This is a genomic window from Bacillota bacterium (genome assembly GCA_040754675.1).
Classification (GTDB): domain Bacteria; phylum Bacillota; class Limnochordia; order Limnochordales; family Geochordaceae; genus Geochorda.
The window spans coordinates 1-1,691 of record JBFMCJ010000746.1 but is presented as its reverse complement, the minus strand read 5'-3'; the positions used below and the strand labels follow the sequence as shown (position 1 = coordinate 1,691).

The following is a 1,691-nucleotide window of genomic DNA, read 5'->3' as shown; positions in this document are numbered from 1 at the left end:
TGGGATCTGCCGGAGGGGGGTTGACGGGGCCGGCGTGGCCGGAGGAAGTTGGTTACTGGGCGGGCCGTGACCTTTTCGTGGGGGTGGTTGTTGACGGGCCCTGGCAGGGCCTGGCGGGGGCGGTGGGATGGTCGCAGGCCCTGCTGTCCCTTTCCGGGAGGCACGGTGTCGCCGGGTCTGAGGCGGTGGCCGAGGCGGAGGGGCTGTTACTGCTGCAGCTTGACCGGACCCTGGCGGAGGTTGGGCGGGCTCTGGAAGCTGGGGCCGACGGGGTGGTGCTGGGGGAGGACGTGGCGTATGCTGGGGGTCTGTTCCCGCCTCCTTCTGTGATCAGGGAGCGGTTGTGGCCGCTCTGGCGTGAGGTGGTGCGGTACTGTTCGGGGACGCGCACGGCCAGGGGCGAGAGGCCGCTGGTGTGTTTTCACAGCGATGGGAGCATTGAGGATCTGCTGTCTCTGATCCGGGAGGCGGGGTTCGACGCCGTGCATTCCCTGGAGCCGGAGGCGGGGATGGACGTGGCCCGGCTGGTGGGGCTGTACCGCGGGCAGCTGGGCCTGTGGGGAGGGCTTTCGGTCGATCTTCTCGTGCGTGGGACGCTGGACCGGATTATTCAGGAGGGTAAACGCCTTGCGAGGGCGGGCAGCGCCGGGGGCCTGGTGGTGGGGACGTGCTCCGGGGTGGTGCCGGAGGGGGTTCCGGCTGGCAACCTGCTTGCCGCCTACCGGGCGGTGACTGCTCCGGCGACGTCTGACTGCCGGGTGGGGGAGGACGATCCGCCGTGCCCGTAGTTGAGTTTCAGCCGCTCGGCCGGCGGGTGCAGGTGCCCGAGGGGACCACGGTGCTGGGGGCCGTGCAACTGCTCGGTCGTGAGCTGGGTGACTGGGGTGTGGTTGCCACCTGCGGGGGTCACGGGAGGTGCGGTCGGTGCCTGGTGCGGGTTGTGGGTGGGGCCGTATCGGGTGCCGACGAGCAGGAGCTGGAGCTCCTGGCGCGGCAGGGTGCCGTGGGGTACCGGCTGGCGTGCCGGGTAAGGGTGGTCGGGGACGTGCGGGTGGAGATCGACCGCCTGAGGGGGGGAGACCGCCTTCAGGTGGCGGGAGTCCTGGGGGCGCGCGAGGTGCGCCCCCGGCCCGCGGTCAGGCAGGTGCAGTTCCGGCTTGATCCGCCGGAGGTCGGCGAGCGCGCGGGCGATGCGGACAGGGTGGCCGAGGCAGTCGGTGCCCGGCTGCGCCACGATCTGGAGCTGCTGCGGGTATTGTCAGACGATCTGAGGCGCTGGGATTTCGGGGGGTGGGCGGTGATCCGCGGTGGCGAGGTCATCGCGGTGCGGCCGTGGTGTGCGCCTTTTTTGGGCCTGGCGGTTGACCTGGGGACGACGAAGGTGGCGGCGTACCTGGTCGACCTGGACAGCGGTGAGGTCGTGGAGTCGGGGGCGATCCTCAATCCCCAGATAGCTTACGGCGAGGACGTGGTATCGCGGCTGGGCTATGCTTCCGTGTCGGCGGATAACTACCGCCGCATCCGGGGTGCGGTGGTGGAGGGGCTGAACGGTCTGGCCGCGGAGTTGTGCCGGCGGGTCGGATGCGAGACGGCTGACATTTGCGAAGCGGTGGTGTGCGGGAACACGGCCATGCACCACCTGCTGCTGGGGTTGCCGGTGGGGCAGCTGGTACGCGCTCCCTATGTGCCGG

The 1,691-nt window shown here is 70.4% G+C and carries 2 protein-coding genes; both read left to right on the top strand.

From position 1 onward, the window contains the following. On the top strand, positions 1 to 788 hold a 788-nt coding region (locus AB1609_23190; protein ID MEW6049341.1), incomplete at its 5' end, for a uroporphyrinogen decarboxylase family protein. Beyond that, positions 779 to 1,691: 2Fe-2S iron-sulfur cluster-binding protein (locus AB1609_23185; protein ID MEW6049340.1), on the top strand; the 913-nt coding region annotated here is incomplete at its 3' end. The genes AB1609_23190 and AB1609_23185, both read left to right, overlap by 10 nt.